At 33.2% G+C, this 14,522-nt stretch carries 16 protein-coding genes; 2 read left to right on the top strand and 14 right to left on the bottom strand.

The genetic code is table 11. From position 1 onward, the window contains the following. Nucleotides 1–11: 11 nt before the first annotated feature. Genes CSE_RS03800 through CSE_RS07890 form a run of 12 tightly spaced genes read right to left on the bottom strand, consistent with a single transcriptional unit; the run spans nt 12 to nt 10,206 of the window. Entirely contained in the window at nt 12–926 is a 915-nt protein-coding gene (locus tag CSE_RS03800) for a bifunctional enoyl-CoA hydratase/phosphate acetyltransferase (protein ID WP_014453322.1), read from the bottom strand. A gap of 49 nt (nt 927–975) precedes the next feature. Further along, a complete protein-coding gene (gene buk, locus CSE_RS03795) occupies nt 976–2,040 on the bottom strand; it encodes a butyrate kinase (RefSeq protein WP_014453321.1) in 1,065 nt (354 codons plus the stop codon). Beyond that, nucleotides 2,021–3,742, bottom strand: coding sequence for a DNA repair protein RecN (recN, locus tag CSE_RS03790; RefSeq protein ID WP_014453320.1), 1,722 nt, complete (start codon nt 3,740–3,742; stop codon nt 2,021–2,023). Before recN ends, buk begins: the two co-directional genes overlap by 20 nt. 1 nt (nt 3,743) lies before the next feature. Next, entirely contained in the window at nt 3,744–4,565 is an 822-nt protein-coding gene (locus CSE_RS03785; protein WP_014453319.1) for an NAD(+)/NADH kinase, read from the bottom strand. Then, nucleotides 4,547–5,335, bottom strand: coding sequence for a TlyA family RNA methyltransferase (locus tag CSE_RS03780; RefSeq protein ID WP_014453318.1), 789 nt, complete (start codon nt 5,333–5,335; stop codon nt 4,547–4,549). The genes CSE_RS03785 and CSE_RS03780 overlap by 19 nt, the downstream gene beginning before the upstream one ends. Next, nucleotides 5,319–7,136, bottom strand: coding sequence for a 1-deoxy-D-xylulose-5-phosphate synthase (dxs, locus tag CSE_RS03775; protein WP_014453317.1), 1,818 nt, complete (start codon nt 7,134–7,136; stop codon nt 5,319–5,321). The genes CSE_RS03780 and dxs overlap by 17 nt, the downstream gene beginning before the upstream one ends. 1 nt (nt 7,137) lies before the next feature. Further along, nucleotides 7,138–8,034: a polyprenyl synthetase family protein gene (locus CSE_RS03770; RefSeq protein WP_014453316.1), complete on the bottom strand. Its 897-nt coding sequence runs from the start codon at nt 8,032–8,034 to the stop codon at nt 7,138–7,140. After that, the gene (locus tag CSE_RS03765; RefSeq protein WP_014453315.1) at nt 8,034–8,309 is read right to left on the bottom strand and encodes an acylphosphatase; all 276 of its coding nucleotides are present in this window, start codon (nt 8,307–8,309) and stop codon (nt 8,034–8,036) included. Before CSE_RS03765 ends, CSE_RS03770 begins: the two co-directional genes overlap by 1 nt. Beyond that, nucleotides 8,290–8,700, bottom strand: coding sequence for a transcription antitermination factor NusB (gene nusB / locus CSE_RS03760; RefSeq protein WP_014453314.1), 411 nt, complete (start codon nt 8,698–8,700; stop codon nt 8,290–8,292). Before nusB ends, CSE_RS03765 begins: the two co-directional genes overlap by 20 nt. Next, nucleotides 8,690–8,974 carry a hypothetical protein gene (locus tag CSE_RS03755; protein ID WP_014453313.1) on the bottom strand — a complete coding sequence of 95 codons (285 nt, stop codon included), beginning with the start codon at nt 8,972–8,974 and terminating at the stop codon, nt 8,690–8,692. The genes nusB and CSE_RS03755 overlap by 11 nt, the downstream gene beginning before the upstream one ends. Next, the gene (gene efp / locus CSE_RS03750) at nt 8,971–9,534 is read right to left on the bottom strand and encodes an elongation factor P (protein ID WP_014453312.1); all 564 of its coding nucleotides are present in this window, start codon (nt 9,532–9,534) and stop codon (nt 8,971–8,973) included. The genes CSE_RS03755 and efp overlap by 4 nt, the downstream gene beginning before the upstream one ends. A gap of 54 nt (nt 9,535–9,588) precedes the next feature. Further along, on the bottom strand, nt 9,589–10,206 hold the full coding sequence (locus CSE_RS07890; protein WP_014453311.1) for a glycerol-3-phosphate acyltransferase: 618 nt from the start codon (nt 10,204–10,206) through the stop codon (nt 9,589–9,591). Between the two features lie 71 nt (nt 10,207–10,277). Between CSE_RS07890 and CSE_RS03740 the strand changes: the two genes are divergently transcribed. Together CSE_RS03740 and CSE_RS03735 are read left to right on the top strand one after the other, a co-directional pair. After that, nucleotides 10,278–10,955, top strand: a complete 678-nt coding sequence (locus CSE_RS03740) for a response regulator transcription factor (protein ID WP_014453310.1) — start codon at nt 10,278–10,280, stop codon at nt 10,953–10,955. Beyond that, entirely contained in the window at nt 10,952–12,025 is a 1,074-nt protein-coding gene (locus CSE_RS03735; RefSeq protein ID WP_014453309.1) for a sensor histidine kinase, read from the top strand. Before CSE_RS03740 ends, CSE_RS03735 begins: the two co-directional genes overlap by 4 nt. Here the strand turns inward: CSE_RS03735 and CSE_RS03730 are convergent. Both CSE_RS03730 and CSE_RS03725 read right to left on the bottom strand, forming a co-directional pair. Further along, complete coding sequence (locus CSE_RS03730; RefSeq protein ID WP_014453308.1) at nt 11,997–13,406, bottom strand: hypothetical protein; 1,410 nt, start codon at nt 13,404–13,406, stop codon at nt 11,997–11,999. The genes CSE_RS03735 and CSE_RS03730 overlap by 29 nt on opposite strands. Beyond that, nucleotides 13,407–14,501 carry a DUF58 domain-containing protein gene (locus CSE_RS03725; RefSeq protein WP_172633860.1) on the bottom strand — a complete coding sequence of 365 codons (1,095 nt, stop codon included), beginning with the start codon at nt 14,499–14,501 and terminating at the stop codon, nt 13,407–13,409. Between the last annotated feature and the right edge of the window lie 21 nt (nt 14,502–14,522).

The raw sequence follows: 14,522 nt of genomic DNA, 5'->3' as shown, positions 1-14,522 counted from the left end.
CCTCTTTAACTTTATTTTTCAGCGATGAGCGCTGCTAAAGCAATTGAATATAATTTCGATTTTTCGCTATCTCCACGAGATGTCAGTACAGCAGGTGCCATTGCTCCAGTTACAACTGCTGCAATTTCAGCGTTTCCAAGTTTTGTTAGTGCTTTGAAAAATGCATTTCCTGCTTCAATATTAGGCATAATTAAAATATCTGCATCACCAGCAACCTCTGACTTTACTTTTTTGATCTCTGCAGACTCTTTTGAAAGTGCAAGGTCAGTAGCAAGAGGCCCATCGACAATACAATCTTTGATTTGTCCTCGCTTATTCATAACCGATAGCAACGCAGCATCGACCGTTGCTTGCATTTTAGGCGAGACGGTTTCTACTGCCGCAATAACTGCAACTTTAGGTCTTTCAATGCCAAGCCTTTTTGCTATTTGTACGTCGTAATTTATCATCGCCTCTTTCATTGTTAAATCTGGTTGTGGAATGACAGCAACATCGGAAACAATTAAAAGTTTGTGATAATTTGGCGACTCTATCAAAGCGGCATGAGAAAGAACTTTTCCCTCGGGAAGCAAACCTTCCTGCTTATCAAGAATTCCTCTCATGTATGTTGCGCTTTGACAAAGTCCTTTCATTATGAAGTCCGCTTTCTTTTCTCTTACAAGCCTCACAGCTTGTCTTACTGCTTCCTTTTCGTCCTTTACGTCTACTACTTCAAACATTGACATATCAATATTGTTTGCCTCACACACACGTCTTACTTCTTCTTTGTCTGCAAAAATAATTGCGTTCACAATACCCTCTTTTATTGCATTAGAAACTGCCTGAAGCGTGTGAAGATCCTGGCCGTAAGCAACAGAGACAGTCCTTTTCTCTTTTAATGACCTTACTGCTTGTAGTAAATCTTCAAGTTTTTTTATAGTCTCCATATTTCCTCCTCAAAACAAATTTAACTCAATTTATTTTATTATATCACATTTATGTGTAAATTTTTGCATCTTCCTCTCTCTTTAAAACCCTAAGAGCAGCAAAAGCAAGTGCTTCCATCTCAAATTCTCCAGGATAAGAAACTACTTTCGCAATAAATGAAACTCTTTTTGTAATTTCCTGGATTACCTCTTCGTTATACGCAATACCGCCAGTGATAATTATTGCTTCAACATCACCCTTTAATACAGTTGCCATTCCTCCTATTTCTTTAGCAATTTGATAACACATTGCATCAAAAACTTCTTTTGCAACTTTGTCACCATTTTTTACTCTTTCTATAACTTCCTTTATATTATTTGTGCCAAGATATGAGTAAACACCACCCTCTTTTGTGAATAATCTCAGAAGGTCACTTCTTGTATATTTGCCTGAATATGACATGTTAACGACGTCAATTGATGGCAGAGATCCTGTTCTCTCCGGAGAGAAAGGTCCTCCCTCATTTGCATTGTTTACATCTACTATCCTTCCTTTCTTTATTGCTGCAACAGTAATTCCACCACCAAGGTGTGCAACTATGAGATTTAGATCATTAACGTTTTTGCCTTCCGACTCTGCGTATTTATACATACTTGCCCTTACATTCAACGCATGAAGAAGGGATTTTCTTCTTATTTCCTTTAAGCCTGAAATTCTTGCAATTTCTTCAAATTCATCTACACACACAGGATCAGCAATAAAAGCAGGCTTTCCTATTGCATTTGCAATTTCATAGGCAATAAGACCACCAAGAGTAGATGGATGTTCTTGTTCTTTTGAATAGACTTTTAAATCATTAATAAGTGCTTCATTAACAATGTACGTACCTGCTTCTATAGGTTTTACAATACCTCCTCTTCCTATGACAGCATCAAGTTCATTTAACGAAACTCCTTTCTGTTCAAGTAAGTCTAAGATTGCAAATTTCCTGTAATCTAACTGTTCGATAACTGTATTAAATTTTGAAAGTTCAGTCTTATCGTGTCTTATTGTTTCTTCAATAATAGGACTTTTATCCTCAAAAACTCCAATTTTTGTTGAAGTTGAACCAGGATTAATTACAAGAATTTTCACTTTTCCACCTCCCTATTAGTTCTTTTGCTTGCTTAATCGTTGTGTCGGTTATATTTGTACCAGAAATCATTCTTGCAATTTCATTAATTCGCTCAAATTCGTTTAGTTTTTTGACAGTCAGTACTGTCTCGTCGCCTCTTACAACTTTTTCAACTACAAAATGCTCAGAAGGTAGCGATGCAATTTGCGGAAGATGAGTAATACATATAACTTGCCTATACTTTGAAATTTCAAACAATTTTTCGGCAACTTTTTCTCCTGTTTTTCCACCAATACCTGCATCAACCTCATCAAATGCAAGAACTGGAATATCATCAACTTTTGCGATCACGTACTTAATTGCAAGCATCACCCTAGATAGTTCTCCGCCAGAGGCGATACTTACAAGGGGCTTAAAATCATGTGGGGGGTTAGGACTTATAAGAAACTCGCATACATCTATACCATCAGAAAACAATTTATAAGATTTCTCATTTATTGTAAGACCTTCGGGATCTTCAATCTGATTTAACTTTACCATAAATTTTGCATTTTCCATCGCAAGGTCTTTCAATTCATTTTCTACTTGTTTTTCAAATTCTTTTGCGGCTTCTTGTCTTAACTTTGAAAGTTCGACTACTTCGGCTTTAAGTTTTTCGACGAGAATCTCTTTCCTTTTTTTAAGTTCTTCAATCTCCTCAGAAACTTCGTTAAAACTTTTAACGGAATTTTTAAGTTCTGAAAGATAAGCTATTAATTCTTTTACTGACTTTTTGTATTTTAGTTTTAATTTACTAATTTCATCAAGTCTACCTTCAAGATAACTAAGCCTATCAGGATCTACAACTATGCTACTATAGAAATTTGCGATATCACGAGAAGTTTCCTTTATATCAATTAAAGTGCTCTCAAGTCTTTCCTTAAAACCCTTAATGTCTGTTGAATAATCACTTACCTTTTGTAAAAGCAAAATTACGGAATTTAGCATTTTTGAAACCGAAAAATCACCCGAGGATAAAGACTCCTGAACGCTTTCAAGAGTATTAATTAGTTCTTTTGCATTACTAAGTAATTTGTATTCGGCCTCTAATTCCTCTTCTTCTCCTTCCTTAAGATTTGCTTTTTCAAGTTCCGTTATCTCATAATTTATAAAATCTCTTTCTTGCCTAAATTTATTATCCTGATCAATCAGTTCTTTTATTTTTTGGTCTAATTTTTTATACTCTGCAATATCTGAAATAACAGTTTCTCTCAACTTTGAAATTTTTTCACCGCTAAATTTATCAAGGTAGGTAAGATGTGTTGACTTATCGAGAAGACTTTGAATTTCATGTTGCCCATGCATATCGATGAGATTTTTTCCAATTTCTGCAAGTTGTTTTAACGAAATAAGATGACCATTAACAATTACTTTGCTCCTTGTTTTTGAGATTGTTCTTGAAATTACTAAAACATCTTCACCTTCATAAATAGAATATTCCTCAAGAAGTGATTTAATTTTTTGATTTTCTCCAATAAAAAAACTTGTCTCTACCGTAGCACTTTCCTCACCTGTTCGGATTATATTTGTACTTGCGTTTCCACCACACGCATAGGCAATCGCATTCATTATTATTGTTTTTCCAGCTCCAGTTTCGCCAGTTATAATGATAAGATTATTGTCAAAAGATAGTTCAATGTCTTTTGCAATTGCCAAATTTTTTATAATAAGTCCTAATAGCATATTAATATCCCCATCCGAATTTTTTATTTAGCACATCAAAGAAATTTTTTCCCTTAAGATGAACTATTTTTAAGTTTCTTCGATTTTTCTTGAATTCCAATCTATCAAATCTTTTAATGTTCCCCACTTTAAGGCCATCTCTTAAAAATGTGTAGTAACCGTCACTTTCTATTTCAATTTCAAGAATATCACTCTCTGCTAATATAAGGGGACGCGCAGAAAGTTTATGCGGTGCAATATGATTTAACTCGAATACCTGTGCTTGAGGTACTATTATAGGACCTCCAACTGAAAGGGCATATGCAGTAGACCCGGTTGATGTTGAGACAACTATGCCATCGCTTCGAAATCTGCCTGCCTTTATTCCATTTACAGCAACTTCGTATTGTAAAATTTTGTCCTCTGCACCTTTTAACACCACAAAATCATTTACGCTACAAAAAGTATTTTCTTCGTTCCCGTTTATCTCACAGGAAAGAGTCATTCTTTCTTCAATGAAGTATTCTCCTCGTAATAATTTCTCTATTGCGATAAAAACATCCATTCCTTCAACGTCAGTCAAAAAACCAAAATTTCCTAAATTAATACCTAAAACTGATGCATTAAGTTGAATTGCTATACGCGAAGCGCCTAAAAAGGTTCCGTCTCCTCCAAGGCTCAATATAACTAATGACTCATCTTCTTTGAGATTTCCAAAATCGCTGTTCTTAAAAACATCAATATTTTTTCGCTTTAAAAATGATTCAAGTTCTCTCGCTATTTCAATCAAATAGGGATCATCTTTGTAGAATATACCAATTTTTTTCACGTTGTCTTTTCCCATGCCTCCTCTACAATTTTATCAATAATTTCTTCTTTAACAAATATCCCTTTTTTTTTAATATGGAAAAAGAACTCTATATTTCCTTTTCCACCTCTTATTGGCGAGTAAGTAATATTTTGTACTGTAAATCCTATACTCTCAACCTTTTTTAAAAGTTCTTTTAAGATTGTAATATGTATACTTTTTTCCTTAACTATGCCCTTTTTAAGATACTTTGGTTCTCCCTCAAACTGAGGCTTTATTAGTGATACAATTTCTCCTTCGTCTTTTAATATTGATAAAAGGTTTGGAAGTATTTTTATGATTGATATAAATGATACGTCAATAGTAATAAAATCTACGGGTTCATTTATTATTTCTTTTGAAAGGAAACGTGCATTAAATTCCTCAATTAGGACTACTTTTGGGTTTTGCTTTAGAGTCGGATCAAGCAAGTTTTTTCCGACATCAACTGCATAAACTTTTTTTGCACCATGTTTAAGTAAGCAATCAGTAAATCCCCCCGTTGAAGAACCAATATCTATACAGACTTTATCGGAAACATCAACCCCAAATTGTTCCAATGCAAATTCTAACTTAAAACCACCTCGACTTACATATTTCTTTTCTTCAATTATCTCTATATTATCGCTATCATTAACCAATTCACTCGGTTTTATTGCTTTCCTTGCGTTAACAAGAACTTTTCCCTCAAGAATGAAAGTTTTTGCAAGTGTTCTACTTTCGAGTAATCCTCTTTTTACAATTTCTTCATCAAGCCTTCTTTTCAATCAATCTTACCCCAACTTTTACTATGTTTTCGCTACTGATGCCATATTTTTTAAGAAGATCTTCTCTTTTTCCTTGCTCAGGCATAAAGTCATCAATTGCAATATTTGTGACTTCTACACCAAAGTCGGATAAATAGGCCTTTAAATTCTCACCGAACCCTCCTCTTTTTATTCCATCCTCTACCGTAAGTACTCTCTTGCTTCTTAAAGCTTCTTTAAGTATCAGCTCTTTGTCAAATGGTTTTGCAAAAATTGCATTTATAAGTCCAACACTGTAACCACTCTTTTCAAAATATTCCAACGCTTTAAGCGCTTCGTAAAATACAGGACCGAGCGTAACTATAGTAAGTTCTGTTCCACTTTTTATAATTTCTCCTTTTCCAATTTCAAGGAAAAATCTTTTACTGAAACCATCTTGTGCGATATCTTTTGGGTATCGAAGTGCAAATGGCACATCACTGTCAAGAGCAAGACTCATTAACCCTTTTAGTTCAAAAGCATCCTTTGGGGCAGCAATGACAAAGTTCGGAATCATGGATAAGTATGCTATATCAAATATACCTTGATGTGTAGGTCCATCGTCGGAGACTATGCCTGCTCTGTCAATTGCAAAAACTACTGGTAAAGAAAGAATAGAAACGTCGTGTATCAATTGATCAAGTGCCCTTTGCAAAAACGTAGAGTATATTGCAACAAAAGGCTTGAAGCCTTCTTTTGCAAGGGATGCACCTGTCGTAACTGCACACTGCTCAGCAATTCCAACATCAATAAACCGCTCTGGGAATCTTTCCCTTATATAACTTGTTTTTGTTCCATCAGGCATCGCGGCAGTTATAGCGACTATACGCTTATCTTTTTCTGCTAATTCAACGAGTGTTTTCCCAAAAACATCTGAAAAAGTTACATGATCCTTAGAGACTCCTTTTCCATTTTCAAAATCAAAAGGTTCGGCACTGTGGAATTTGTCAGGCTTTTCCTCAGACAGTTTGTAGCCGTAACCTTTTTTGGTAACTACGTGAACAACAACAGGACCATTTAAATTTTTAACTCTTTCAAATGTATCAATGAGTTCGGTTAAGTCGTGTCCTTCAACAGGACCAATGTATGTAAAACCGAATTCCTCAAAGAGTATATTAGGCAGCAATAATTCCTTTAAAGCAAGTTTAAATTTACGTGCAAAATTTTTTCCAAGCATTTTTTTCAGCATCACATATGACTTTGACGTTCTAAGTCTTGCAAGGTATTTCGATATTGCACCAACATTTCTCGAAATTGACATCCCATTGTCATTTAAAACAATAATAACCTTTTCTCCTAAATGCCCTAGATTGTTTAATCCCTCATATGCTTCGCCACCAGTAAGTGCACCATCTCCAATTAGCGCAACAACATCATAATCTTCATTTTTAAGTTTCCTAGCAATTACAAACCCAAGAGCAAGAGCAAGTGAAGTAGATGCGTGTCCTGCAATAAATGCATCATATGGGCTTTCTAATGGATTGGCGTAACCACTTATACCCTCAAAGGTTCTAAGAGTCTGAAAGGAATCTTTTCTGCCTGTAATTATTTTGTGGGTATACGCCTGATGGGAAACATCAAAGATTAACTTATCTCTGCTAAAATCAAACACGTAATGCAAAGCAAGGGTAAGTTCAACTACGCCTAAATTTGATGATAAATGTCCACCGTTTTTAGAAACAACATCAATTATCAATTCACGAATTTCTTCCGAAAGTTCTTTTAATTCATTAATACGAAGGCTTTTTACATCCTTCGGTGAATTAATATTTTCAAGAATCATTTTATTTGATCCTTTCTAAAGTAAATTTTGCGATGTTTTCAAGTAATTTATACTTTCCAGAATAAGCTATTAGATAACTATTTGCTTTTTCTATATACTCTTTTGCAAGTACTTTTGAACGATCCAAACCATAAAGTGAAACAAACGTTGCTTTTTTGTTTTTTCTATCCTGATGAACATCCTTTCCTAACTCTTCTACAGTTGAAGTCTCATCAAGAATGTCATCCTGAATTTGATAACTTATGCCAAAATTTTCCGCAAATTTGGTTAAATTAGCAAGCTCGTCTTCCGAAACACCTGAAAGAATTGCCCCAACTCTTACCGAAAGTATAAACAAAGATGCGGTTTTCCTTTTTTCAATATATAGTATGAGATTTTCATCTATTTCATCCATATCCATAGTAACCATATCCATCACCTGACCGCCAACTAAACCCTTAGCACCGCTTAATTCGGCAAAATCATGAACAATCCTAAGCAAAAATTTCGCTTCAAAATGCTCGAGTAACTTTCTGCTCGAGATTATTTCAAACGCAAGCGAGATAAGGGCATCACCTGCAAGCAAAGCCATATCACTACCATAAATCTTGTGGCATGTTGGCTTACCACGTCTGTAATCACTATTGTCCAAAATTGGAAGATCATCGTGGATAAGTGAATAAGTGTGTATCATTTCGACTGATGCTGCAAATGGCAAAACAACTTCATAGTCCTCAAAATTCGACTCATATGTTGCAATGAGCATTATTGGTCTGAGTCTTTTGCCACCTGCCATAAGACTGTAATTAATTGCTGCATAGAGTGGAGAGTCTTCTCTAATTTTTTCAAGTGCGATATTCAAATAATTGTCTATTACGCTTTTTCTTTCCTCAAGATACTCCTTTATACTTTCTTCCATCAGTACACCTCAAAATCTGTAAATTCTCCCTTATATTCGCTCAAGGTATATGTAACTTTATCGACACGCGCAGAACGTGGGCCTCTTTTTAGATACTCAACGAGTTTCTCCAGATTTTCTTTTTCACCTTCTGCAATAACGTGCACAGAACCGTCCCAAACGTTTTCAACATATCCAGTTATACCAAGCTTGCGTGCATTTGTGAGAACAAAGTATCTAAACCCGACACCTTGAACTATTCCGTATATAAAAGCCTCAAGTCGTAACTTCTTCATTTCTTAATCGTAGGAAACTTCTGAGTATCCCATTTACAAAATCCCCAGAGTTAAGATCGCCATACTTTTTTGCAAGTTCTACTGCCTCAAAAACTATTATTCCATAGTCCTCACCAACAACATTTTCAATTTCATAAATTGCAAGCCTCAGAATCTCCTTATCAACTGCGTTGAGTCTTTCAAAAGACCAGTTTTTCAAAAGAGACTTTATCTTTTCATCAATATCTGAAAGATTTTCAATTGTTCCTTGAACCAATTTCAATGCATATTCGAGAGAAACAGGAGACTCATACTTAAATGGCAAAAATGCATCTGGAACAGAATTTTTACCCAAGTCAACAGCAAAAAGAACACTAAGTGCAATTTCTCTTCCTTTTGTTTTAGGATTCATAAGAAATATCACCAAATATCACTATTATTTCACTCACTTTAAACGGTGTTATATTTTCGACTTCTAACTTTACAGTTTCTGCGATTAAATTGCCTAAATTTCTCAAGTCATAATCAAATCTCGCGACAACATTTACCTCAACATTAATAATTGAATCCTCAAAAACGCATTTTACAGGACTCTTGCCGTAAAGCCCTTTTACTCCTTCAATGTTTAATACTACATTTTCGATAATAGATGATAAAGCATCAATCGTTAGTATTATTTTACTCATTTATTCACCCTTTCAAGGTATTCGCCTGTTCTTGTGTCAACTCTAATTATATCCCCCTCGTTCACAAATAGAGGAACTTGCAACTTGTAGCCAGTTTCAAGTATTGCAGGTTTCATCGCAGAAGTCGCTGTATCTCCTTTTACTCCTGGCTCAGTTTGTACTACTTTAAGTTCAACAAAGTTAGGCAATTCAACAGACACTGGTTTATTTTTGTAAAATACGATTTGAATTTCTAAGTTTTCTTTTAGAAAATTTGCGCTATCTCCAACATCCTCTTCTGAAAGATAAAATTGCTCATACGTCTCTAAATCCATAAAAACAAAATTATTTCCTTCCTTATAAAGATATTGCATAGGTTTTCTTTCAAGAAATGCTTTTTTAAACTTCTCTTCTGGTCTAAAAGTTCTTTCAATTATATTGCCGGATTCAAGACTTTTCATTTTTACTCTCACAAAAGGGGAACCTTTCCCAGGCTTTATGTGCTGGTAAGATATTACTACAAATAATTCTCCGTCAAGTTCAAATGTTACGCCACTTCTTAATTCATTTGCAGAAACCATTTTTACCTCCTCTCAAAAATTTCAATAATTATAATACCAAAAAAATAATTTTAATCAACTTTTTAAAACCCTTATTTTACTTAATACATATAGTGCCTTTTGAAAGTGCCTATAAATAATTATAGCAAGCGACAAGAAAAAATATTCTTTTAAAAGAGTATTTCGTGACGACAAGATAAGAAAAATCGCAACAACAAATGTTAAGGCTTCACTTTCTTCTAAAGGTTTGAAATTAAATAAACGTATGTCGGAAAACGAAAAGAAAACAAATAATAAAGCAAACACTACAAACAGAACCACTGCAAGATTACTATTTATTGCAAAAATACCGCCAAGAAGAGAAGTAATACCGGTTCCCCCCTTCAAGCCAAATAAAACTGGGAAATCATGACCAAGAATCTCGGCTGCACCTCCCAAAGCGACAATACCGTTACCTTGATTTAACTTGATCCCAATGTATATAGGCAACACACCTTTCAAAAAATCGATTATGAATACAATCATTGCAAGAAATCGATTGATATTTTCGAACACGTTTGTAGTACCAGCATTTCCGTCACCAAATTTGCGGATATCTTTCTTATAAAAAACAAACGTAAGTATGTAAGCAGAATTTAAAGCACCTAACGAATATGAAAACAACAAATACATCAATATTTCTAATAATTTCATTACTCTATTTTACTTATGAAGTCAAAAAATTCATAATTCCTTCACAAATTATTCATATAATTTATCAGGTGATGAAAGTGAAAAAAATATTAGTTGTAGAAGATGATGAAAACATAAGAAAATTAGTAAAAATGTATTTTGAAAAATCAGAATTTCAAGTTGTTGAAGCAAAAGATGGAAGAGAAGCACTTGCAAAATTTTCCGAAGAAAAGCCCCAATTAATAATACTCGACCTAATGATTCCGTTTAAGAGTGGCGAAGAAGTTGCAAGAGAAATTCGAAAAGTTTCAAATATTCCAATTTTAATGTTAACGGCAAAGGCTGATGAGGAAAATAGAGTCCAGGGGCTTGAAATTGGTGCAGATGACTATGTTACAAAACCTTTTAGTCCTAGAGAATTAGTTCTAAGAGTGAAAAACATTTTAAGAAGAACTTATCCCGACGAACATGAAATTAAGATAAAAGACCTTGAAATAATACCCAAAGAAATGCGTGTGATTCAGAATGGGAAAGAGATTGAGCTCACGACAAAGGAATTTAAAGTCTTATATACACTTGCAAAAAAATCTCCGCTTGTCCTAAGCAGAGAAGAGTTAATGAATGAAGTTTACGATGAGTATGATGAAGTTGTTTATGATAGGACAATTGACGCTTACATAAAAAATATAAGAAAGAAACTCAACGATGATCCCAAAAATCCTAAGTACATTGAATCAGTTTATGGGGCAGGATATAGGATGCTCAAATGAAATTTAAAGAGAAATTAGTTTTAAGTCATATTATAGTAAGTATTATTTCTGTTGTTACATCAATAATACTTATAGACCAACTTGTAAGATACTTCTTTATTCGAATAATGATTGGCAGAGGTGTTTCAATTGTTATTCCTGCATCAGCTTCACGATTTCTGAACTCTGTAAGAATTGCTATTTTAATCTCAGGAGGAATATCTATAGTGGTAAGCATTTTCGTAGCGCTTTTCGTATCAAGATATATAATAAAACCAGTCATAGAAATGAAGAATTTTGCTCGCAAAATTTCGCAGGGGAATTTCGAGGCAAGAATTAATGAAGAAAGCGATGATGAAATTGGAGAACTTGCGGAATCTCTAAATTACATGGCGTTTAGACTTGGAGAAACTGAAAAATTAAGAACAAAATTAATGCAGAATGTCTCTCATGATTTAAGAACACCTCTTGCATCAATTAAAGGGTATCTTGAAGTTTTAAAAGACGAAAGTTTTTCCAAGGAGGAAAAAGAAGAAGCTTTCAAGATTATAGAGAATGAAATTGAGAGGCTTGGTAAAATGGCAAAAGACTTAACTAAACTATCCTCAGCAGATAGTAAAACCTTACCTATAGAACTTGAAAGGATAAATGTTGTCGAAATTGTCAAAGATACATTTGATAGCTTTTTAATTAAGATAAAAGAAAAAGGACTAAATCCGGTCTTAGAGATACCAAATAAACCAATATTCATAATGGGAGATTCGCTTAAACTGAGAGAAATCTTCTCAAACCTTATTGATAACTCAATTAAATTTACCAATGAAGGTTATGTTAAAATATCTTTAATCGAAGAAAAAGATAAAGTTAAAGTTATTGTAGAAGATAGCGGACAGGGTATTCACGAAAAGGATATCCCACATGTTTTCGAAAGATTTTATAAAGGCGAAAATAACAAAGGTGGCAATGAAGGAATGGGATTAGGCCTTTCAATCGTAAAAGAATATGTATATGCACATAATGGTGAGATTCACGTTGAAAGTGAGGTAGGAAAAGGAACAAAGTTTAGTGTTCAGTTTCCAAAAGTCCCTTAGGTTCCCCTATCAAAAGGATTTCATTTAATAAATCTTTTGAATTGTTCTTAATCATTTCAAACAATTCGTGATTGATTTGTTCGCTTGAATACTCTACAATGTAAAACGCGTCCGTTAAAGAAGCAAACGAATTGCTTTTTAAGAATGGCTTAACCTTTTTTAAAAATTCTTTTGGAGTCATTCCTTCACTAAGTTTAAACCCAACCTTACTGAAATTTATAAGCGATAAAAAATAAAGGTAAATTACAAATTCTCTTGGGTCATTTATAATATTTAGGTAGTCTTCTCCAAACTTTGTATAATTTTCTACCAATTTTTTTGGCTCTTTAAATATTTCATTATTTTCGAAAATAGCAATTTCTCTTCTTAGAGAAAAAACATAGAAGTATATTAGTATAAGAAACGCAATTATTGAAAGTGAAATAAACGATATTGCTGATCTTTCTCCTGACAAGATAATTACAGTTAAACCAGCGATAAGCAAGACAAAACATACTGAAAGTAAGATCATTAAGCTCCTCGGAGCTATGTAAAACTCTCTTTGGTCTTGCCTTAAGATGTATTGCCTGGAAATTCGATAAATTGTAACGATAATGGAAAAATACATGACAAGCAAAAACAAACCTTTCCATACATTCGTTGTTAATTGTACAGAAGTATTATCGTTGATATACTTAAATGATATAAATATCATTAGAAAAGACGTTATTGAAAGTAACAATGCAAGAGAAATAACCCTTTGATATTTTTTATTTTTGTAATTTTTGTGCGCCACTTCTGTTTTAAGAATTAAAATAAAAAGAAAAATGAGAATTATTAAAATAGCAAAGGAAACAAACAAGGCAAGAGTATTTGCAAAACCGAGAAAACGAACATCTGCTGGTGCTTTTTCGTTTATGATATTCTGAATACTATTGAAAATTTTGCTTGAAGTTGTGTTTTGATAATTATTAGAACTAACCTCGTTAAAAAACAAGAAAGATATTACTTCCTTTATTAAAGTTGAAACATGTTTCAGAAAAATAGTAGGGGGATTTTTGGGTATTAATCCCAAAAGAACAATCCATGCAAGCAAGAAATACAATTTTTTACTGAAAATCTCATTTTCTTTCGTTTTATCAATAATATAAAAGTAAAGAACCCCAAATGATAGTAAGTTGAACAAATTACTTGTCTTTGTTAAAAATGTTCCTAAGATAAACGAGAGGATAACAATGAATAGTTTTGAAACTTCCATTTTGTACATAAAATAAAACATAATTATGGCAAAAATAATTATAAAATAATATAAAAGAAAGCCAAAGTTAAGCGATTTTGTAATCTTTTGTATTAATAAATATCCTGCTATTACTACTTGAAAAGAAAAAATTAAATATTCCATTTATCTCTCCAACACGGTTAGATATTCATTACCAAAAATAGGGTAGAAATATATACTCTCTCTTCTTAAAACATCTTCAACAGACGCAATCCTCTTTACGTACGCTGGTTCCATAAAATAATAACTGGGAGGTTTTTCATTAGGTTTAACAAAAGTATCATCAACCAAAAGTATAATATTAATCTTAGAAAAATTTTTCTTTATTTTGAGTATTTCTTCCAGTGCATCTAAATTCATATCCTTGTCTATATAGAAAAGTTCACTTCCAAAATCTACATTATCACTAATTTTCTGAATGAATTCAAGCGTTTCAAAAGATTCATCAATTGATATGGAAAGCAATTTGAAATTTTCAAGCATATGATACTCACCTGTCTTTGGCAGACTAACAATGAGTGGTTTGCTATTAACAATAATTGCATTTGGTAGATGAAATTTGTTTGCATAGTAAATTACTGATGCTGCAATCGAAGTTGCATTGTCTTGGAAACGCTTCGATTTTTTGTGTAGATTTAACGCAACATAAATTTTTTTTGAGGCACTAAAATCAAATTCTTTTACCATAAGTTTGCCTCTATGAGCAGTTTGTTTCCAGTGAATCATTGAAACAGGATCAAACGGATTATATTCACGGACACCTGCAACATAAGAATAATCAAAATTTATTCTATATTTTGCTTTTTGCCCTTCAAAAGGGTCCGAAAGCAGTATTTTTAATTTTTCAAGCGGCACAATATTTGGAAAGACAAAAATAGTTTTTAAATTATCTGATTTTATTATTCTGTTGAAAAGAGCCAAAGGGTCAGATATTCTAAACTCAATCTCACCAACATTATATGTCCCTCTTCTGTTACCTCTACACCTGATAGTGTTTTCGACACTTATATTTCTACCAAAAAATTTACCCTTGTTTCCACTTGAAATTGGAATAAGATAATATGGCAGAAGAACCTCATATGAGATCTTTATTGGTAAAACTGAATTTCCACTAACAAAATATTTTAGGTCAAAACTACTTCCAAGCGTAAGGGTATAAGTAGAGACATCAGTAAAACTTTCAATGCTTACTTTATTAATAAAAACAGCATATAGCACGATATATATCAAACTAATAAA

This window comes from Caldisericum exile AZM16c01, from assembly GCF_000284335.1.
Lineage (GTDB): Bacteria > Caldisericota > Caldisericia > Caldisericales > Caldisericaceae > Caldisericum > Caldisericum exile.
The sequence above is the reverse complement of the archived record's forward strand: the minus strand, read 5'-3'. Positions and strand labels throughout refer to the sequence as shown.

What these genes read in the sequence shown, in the direction of transcription:
- CSE_RS03800 (WP_014453322.1), bottom strand. Translation starts at nt 926, where the DNA reads ATGGAGACTATAAAAAAACTTGAAGATTTACTACAAGCAGTAAGGTCA.
- recN (WP_014453320.1), bottom strand. Translation starts at nt 3,742, where the DNA reads ATGCTATTAGGACTTATTATAAAAAATTTGGCAATTGCAAAAGACATT.
- CSE_RS03785 (WP_014453319.1), bottom strand. Translation starts at nt 4,565, where the DNA reads ATGGGAAAAGACAACGTGAAAAAAATTGGTATATTCTACAAAGATGAT.
- dxs (WP_014453317.1), bottom strand. Translation starts at nt 7,136, where the DNA reads ATGATTCTTGAAAATATTAATTCACCGAAGGATGTAAAAAGCCTTCGT.
- CSE_RS03770 (WP_014453316.1), bottom strand. Translation starts at nt 8,034, where the DNA reads ATGGAAGAAAGTATAAAGGAGTATCTTGAGGAAAGAAAAAGCGTAATA.
- CSE_RS03765 (WP_014453315.1), bottom strand. Translation starts at nt 8,309, where the DNA reads ATGAAGAAGTTACGACTTGAGGCTTTTATATACGGAATAGTTCAAGGT.
- nusB (WP_014453314.1), bottom strand. Translation starts at nt 8,700, where the DNA reads ATGAATCCTAAAACAAAAGGAAGAGAAATTGCACTTAGTGTTCTTTTT.
- CSE_RS03755 (WP_014453313.1), bottom strand. Translation starts at nt 8,974, where the DNA reads ATGAGTAAAATAATACTAACGATTGATGCTTTATCATCTATTATCGAA.
- efp (WP_014453312.1), bottom strand. Translation starts at nt 9,534, where the DNA reads ATGGTTTCTGCAAATGAATTAAGAAGTGGCGTAACATTTGAACTTGAC.
- CSE_RS07890 (WP_014453311.1), bottom strand. Translation starts at nt 10,206, where the DNA reads ATGAAATTATTAGAAATATTGATGTATTTGTTGTTTTCATATTCGTTA.
- CSE_RS03740 (WP_014453310.1), top strand. Translation starts at nt 10,278, where the DNA reads ATGAAAGTGAAAAAAATATTAGTTGTAGAAGATGATGAAAACATAAGA.
- CSE_RS03735 (WP_014453309.1), top strand. Translation starts at nt 10,952, where the DNA reads ATGAAATTTAAAGAGAAATTAGTTTTAAGTCATATTATAGTAAGTATT.
- CSE_RS03730 (WP_014453308.1), bottom strand. Translation starts at nt 13,406, where the DNA reads ATGGAATATTTAATTTTTTCTTTTCAAGTAGTAATAGCAGGATATTTA.